We start from the raw sequence: 4,235 nt of genomic DNA, 5'->3' as shown, positions 1-4,235 counted from the left end.
GCGTGATCGCGCCCATGCGTTCGATCAGATCGTCGATACGCTGGAACGACGACAGCGCCTCCTCTGGCCTGTGGCGTTGCAGCAAAAGGCGCGCACCGGCAAGATAGGTTTTCATCGCTGCAAGTGGTTGGTTCAACTCATGGCTGATGGCCGCCGACATTTCGCCCAAAGCGGCCAGTTTGGAGGCCTGCGCCAATGTCAATTCCGCCACAGCCAGGTCTTTTTGTACCTTTTCACGCTGCGCAATCTCGCGCTTCAGCCTTGCGTTCAGCAGGCGCAATTCGGCACTTTCGCGCTGGAAGGTCATGCTTTGCGACCAGGCGCGGCGGGACAGGAAATAGAAGGTCAGCGCCAACAACATCGCGAAACCCATGATTTCCAGCGCCAGCACGCCGTTCACCCGTTCGCGCACGGAATCGTAGGCGGTGAATGTCAGGATGCGCCAACCGCGAAACGGCACCCGCGCTTCGGTTTTCATCACGGCTGTCCCCCGCAAGTAGGCGTCCGGACGATTTTGCGTCCAATCCGTGGTCACCCGCAACGCGCGCTCGATTGCAGAGGGTGCATCCTGCACCGCCAATGCCTGATCCAACGGCAAACCGCGCCATCGCGGTTCGGTTGCAAGGATCACCTTGCCTTCGCTATCGGTTACCAGCACCGCATCGGTCAGCCCGGCCCAAGCGCGTTCATATTTCATAAGATCAACGGCGACGACGATGACGCCCACCATTTGATTGTCAGCCAGAATCGCGCGCGAATAGGTGAAATCATTGCCTCCGGTTTCGCGCGGTTGCGCCGAAAACACCGTATCCTTGGTGCGCTGCGCATCAACAAAATACGCGGTACTGCGATGGGTGGAGCCCAGAAGGTTGCGGTTTGTCGCCCCCACTGCGCGCCCGTCCCTGTCCAGAAGCAGTATCGAAGCCGCGCCAATTTCACCTTGAAAGGAGATCAGCCGCGCCGAAGTCCGGGAAAACTCGCCGCTGTTCAGTGCGCGGATCAACTCCGGATCGCGCGCGAGTAGCAAGGGCACAACCGAGTTGCGCTGCAGTTCCGAGATCAGGTTACCGGAATAAAGCGTCAGCCGCACCTCTGCCCGGTTGCGGGTGGAATCGGTGAACCGATCCGTCAACCAGCCATTGGTGACAAGCACCACCGCAATTGCCGCCAAGAACAACGCACCGATCAAGACACGCATCTGCCACGACAGCCGGTGAGGCGCGGGCAAAGGCGACAGCGCGACCGGGTTTCGGCCGGAGTTTGCGGGATTTGTGTCGGTCATCGCGGCAGGATAAGGTTTGGCCGCGCCGACCTCAAGCGGGGTCGGATCAGGCAAGCGCCAAAGCGCCGGTCAGCGTGCGGAACAGGACCGCACCATCGGTGCCGCCATGCGACGCCTCAAAAGCGCGCTCCGGATGGGGCATCATGCCCAGAACGCGGCGGTTTTCCGACAGAATCCCGGCAATTGCCGCAGCCGAACCGTTGGGGTTGGCGCTATAGGTGAAGGCGATACGGTCTTCGGTCTGCAAGCGGGCCAGGGTTTGCGGGTCGGCGGTATAGCTGCCATCGTGATGCGCAACCGGCACCATGATGCGCTGATCTTTGGAATAACCGCTGGTGAAGGCGCTGTCGGTTGTCGCGACCTGAAGTTCCAGCGTTTTACAGATGAATTTCAGACCGGCATTGCGCATCAGCGCGCCCGGTAGCAGACCCATTTCCGTCAACACCTGAAACCCGTTGCAAATGCCCAGAACATAACCGCCGCGCAAGGCATGGGCGCGCACCGCCGCGCCAATCGGGGATTGCGCCGCAATTGCGCCACAGCGCAAATAATCGCCAAAGGAAAAGCCCCCTGGTATCGCAACTATATCGACGTCATCCGGCAGGTTCATGTCCTTGTGCCAAACGCGGTGGACTTCGGCCCCGGCTTGCGCAAAGGCCACGGCGAGATCACGGTCACAGTTGGAACCGGGGAAGGTCAGGACAGCGGCTTTCATCAGGGCACCTTCGGCGAATGACAGATGGATACCGATTACCGCAAACGGCGCAGCGTTGCCAGCCAATCCTGCGATGTGAGCGGTGAAATCATCACCCCTCCGCATATCCGATTTCCCCGTCTGTGACGCGCTGCTGTCGTCGAATCACCACAATTGACAGGCCAAATTGCAACGGGGGCGGCTGAACAGAACTGTCAATCCACTGCATCGAGGGCATCGCAGCGGGAAAAATGAAGCGGAGCGAACAACATGGCTGAACTGACCCTCTTTCAAACCCTCGTCTTTTTGACGGCCGCCGCCGTCAGTGCTGCAATCATCATCAACGCGCTGTTCGATGTCTATTTCCCGCATGACGGCGCGTTGCGGGACTGGTCGCGCTGGGGTCCACTCGACTGACGCCAACGCACTCGGTTTTGGTTCCAGCGGCCCACCAGAAAATCCGACAAATACAGTCAGCTTCTTGAAATCAGGGAACAAACCCGATATATTGTACCAGTGACAATTCGGGGCGATCAATGTGATGTCATTCGACCTTCCGGCTGACCATCTTGCCAATGCAAGCCCGGCCATTATCCGCGACAATATCCCGCCGGAGGAGTTGATCCGTCAGGCCGAAAACGCTTCCAATTTCCTCAAGGCGCTATCGCATGAGGGGCGGCTGATGATCCTTTGCCACCTCACTTCCGGTGAGAAATCGGTGACGGAGCTGGAAACCTTGCTCGGTTTGCGTCAGGCCGCTGTCAGCCAACAGCTTGCGCGTCTGCGGCTGGAAGGTCTGGTGTCCTGTCGGCGAGAGGGCAAGGTGATCCGCTACGCGCTGTCCGACCCCCGCGCGATCAGGATGATGCATCTGCTGCACGCGATGTTTTGCGCCTAGCGCGGATGGACCCGCTTGCCGCAAAAGTTCGGGAAGCTTACGGCAGCATCCGGGCGACCAGCGCATTCAAATCATTGTAATGCGCCAAAATCGCGTCCGGCGCCATCCGCGCAACACCTGCCCCTTCCGGCCCGAACCCCACCAGCACAATCGGCACACCCGCGGCGCGCGCGGTGTCAAGATCCGTCACCGTGTCGCCGATCAGCACCGAACGCGCCGGAGTCCCGCCAACCCGCCGAATGGTTTCGAACAGATGTTCCGGGTCCGGTTTGCGTACCGGCAACGTATCCGCCCCCAGCAGCGCATCAAACAGGCCGGATATCCCCAGCGCATCGCAAAGTTTCACCGCGAGCGCTTCCGGCTTGTTCGTGCAAATCGCTGTGGCATAGCCTTGCGCGCGCAGCGCCGTCACCGCCGCCAGTGCCTCGGGGTAAAGCCGGGTATGCTGCGCGATGGCGCCGTCATAGGCGCGCAACAGCACCGGGTATTGCGCGGTTACATCGCCTTCGTCCCACGCCTGCCCCAAACGACCAAAGCCGAGCCGCAACATTGCGCGCCCACCCGCGAAAGCGGTCAGGGCATCGGCCACGGGGTCCAGCGGTTTGCCGTTGCCCATCGCCGCAAAGCAGGCATTCGCCGCCGCAATCAGATCGGCGCTGGTGTCGGCAAGCGTGCCATCCAGATCAAAAACCACCGTGCGCATGTTTCCCCCCTGCGGCATTTCCGCTCACTCTTGCTTCGCTGTTCGTCGCCATGCTGGCTGACAGCCCGTTGTGATCACCCAAGCGCGAAGTGACAAGCCAAACGCCCTACATTGCAGCCCTGCAACAGCCGGTGAATGGCCTGACCTTGCGACTCGCGCCCCCCCGTGTAAAAGGGTTCCAACGCCAAGGGAAAGAGTTTCATGTCAGTTTCATTGATCATTCTGGCTGCGGGCAAAGGCTCCCGGATGAATTCCGATTTGCCGAAGGTGCTGCACCGGCTGGGCGCAGCCCCACTGCTGCATCACACATTGCAAGCCGGGCTGACGCTCGACCCCGATCAGATTGTCGTGGTTGCAGGCCACGGCGCGGCTGCGGTTGACGCCGCCGCCCGTGCCTTTGACGGCAGCGTCGACGTGGTGCTGCAAACCGAACAATTGGGAACCGGCCACGCAGTCGCCCAAGCCGCAACCCTGCTGGCCTCCGCCCCCGGCGATGCGATTGTGTTATACGGCGACACGCCTTTCGTGCGCCCCGAAACCTTGCAGGCGATGCTTGACGCGCGTGCGCGCCATGCGGTCGTTGTCCTCGGTTTTGAGCCCGCCATTCCCGGCCGCTATGGTCGCCTGATCTGTGAGGGTGAAACACTGCATCGAATCG

The 4,235-nt window shown here is 60.8% G+C and carries 7 protein-coding genes; 3 read left to right on the top strand and 4 right to left on the bottom strand.

Features of this window, described 5'->3' with window-relative positions:
* On the bottom strand, positions 1–1,198 hold a 1,198-nt coding region (locus tag L0H65_RS15445; protein ID WP_301459941.1), incomplete at its 3' end, for a histidine kinase dimerization/phospho-acceptor domain-containing protein.
* 130 nt (positions 1,199–1,328) lie between these two features.
* The gene (gene purQ, locus L0H65_RS15440) at positions 1,329–1,997 is read right to left on the bottom strand and encodes a phosphoribosylformylglycinamidine synthase subunit PurQ (RefSeq protein WP_301459940.1); all 669 of its coding nucleotides are present in this window, start codon (positions 1,995–1,997) and stop codon (positions 1,329–1,331) included.
* A gap of 249 nt (positions 1,998–2,246) precedes the next feature.
* Between purQ and L0H65_RS15435 the strand changes: the two genes are divergently transcribed.
* Both L0H65_RS15435 and L0H65_RS15430 read left to right on the top strand, forming a co-directional pair.
* Positions 2,247–2,393 (top strand): hypothetical protein, encoded by a 147-nt coding sequence (locus L0H65_RS15435; protein WP_301459938.1) that lies wholly within the window; start codon positions 2,247–2,249, stop codon positions 2,391–2,393.
* A 124-nt stretch (positions 2,394–2,517) separates the two neighbouring features.
* Positions 2,518–2,874, top strand: a complete 357-nt coding sequence (locus tag L0H65_RS15430; RefSeq protein ID WP_301459937.1) for a helix-turn-helix transcriptional regulator — start codon at positions 2,518–2,520, stop codon at positions 2,872–2,874.
* Positions 2,875–2,911: 37 nt separating this feature from the next.
* Here the strand turns inward: L0H65_RS15430 and L0H65_RS15425 are convergent, their stop codons facing one another.
* Both L0H65_RS15425 and L0H65_RS15420 read right to left on the bottom strand, forming a co-directional pair.
* Complete coding sequence (locus L0H65_RS15425) at positions 2,912–3,577, bottom strand: HAD-IA family hydrolase (RefSeq protein WP_301459936.1); 666 nt, start codon at positions 3,575–3,577, stop codon at positions 2,912–2,914.
* 74 nt (positions 3,578–3,651) lie between these two features.
* Positions 3,652–3,780: a hypothetical protein gene (locus L0H65_RS15420; protein WP_301459935.1), complete on the bottom strand. Its 129-nt coding sequence runs from the start codon at positions 3,778–3,780 to the stop codon at positions 3,652–3,654.
* Here L0H65_RS15420 and L0H65_RS15415 point away from each other — a divergent pair.
* Positions 3,779–4,235: NTP transferase domain-containing protein (locus L0H65_RS15415; protein WP_301459933.1), on the top strand; the 457-nt coding region annotated here is incomplete at its 3' end. The genes L0H65_RS15420 and L0H65_RS15415 overlap by 2 nt on opposite strands.

This window comes from Pseudorhodobacter sp., assembly GCF_030452865.1.
Classification (GTDB): Bacteria; Pseudomonadota; Alphaproteobacteria; order Rhodobacterales; family Rhodobacteraceae; genus Pseudorhodobacter.
The sequence above is the reverse complement of the archived record's forward strand: the minus strand, read 5'-3'. Positions and strand labels throughout refer to the sequence as shown.

Coding starts and splice junctions, on each gene's coding strand:
- purQ (WP_301459940.1), bottom strand. CDS start 1,997: ATGAAAGCCGCTGTCCTGACCTTCCCCGGTTCCAACTGTGACCGTGAT.
- L0H65_RS15435 (WP_301459938.1), top strand. CDS start 2,247: ATGGCTGAACTGACCCTCTTTCAAACCCTCGTCTTTTTGACGGCCGCC.
- L0H65_RS15430 (WP_301459937.1), top strand. CDS start 2,518: ATGTCATTCGACCTTCCGGCTGACCATCTTGCCAATGCAAGCCCGGCC.
- L0H65_RS15425 (WP_301459936.1), bottom strand. CDS start 3,577: ATGCGCACGGTGGTTTTTGATCTGGATGGCACGCTTGCCGACACCAGC.
- L0H65_RS15420 (WP_301459935.1), bottom strand. CDS start 3,780: ATGAAACTCTTTCCCTTGGCGTTGGAACCCTTTTACACGGGGGGGCGC.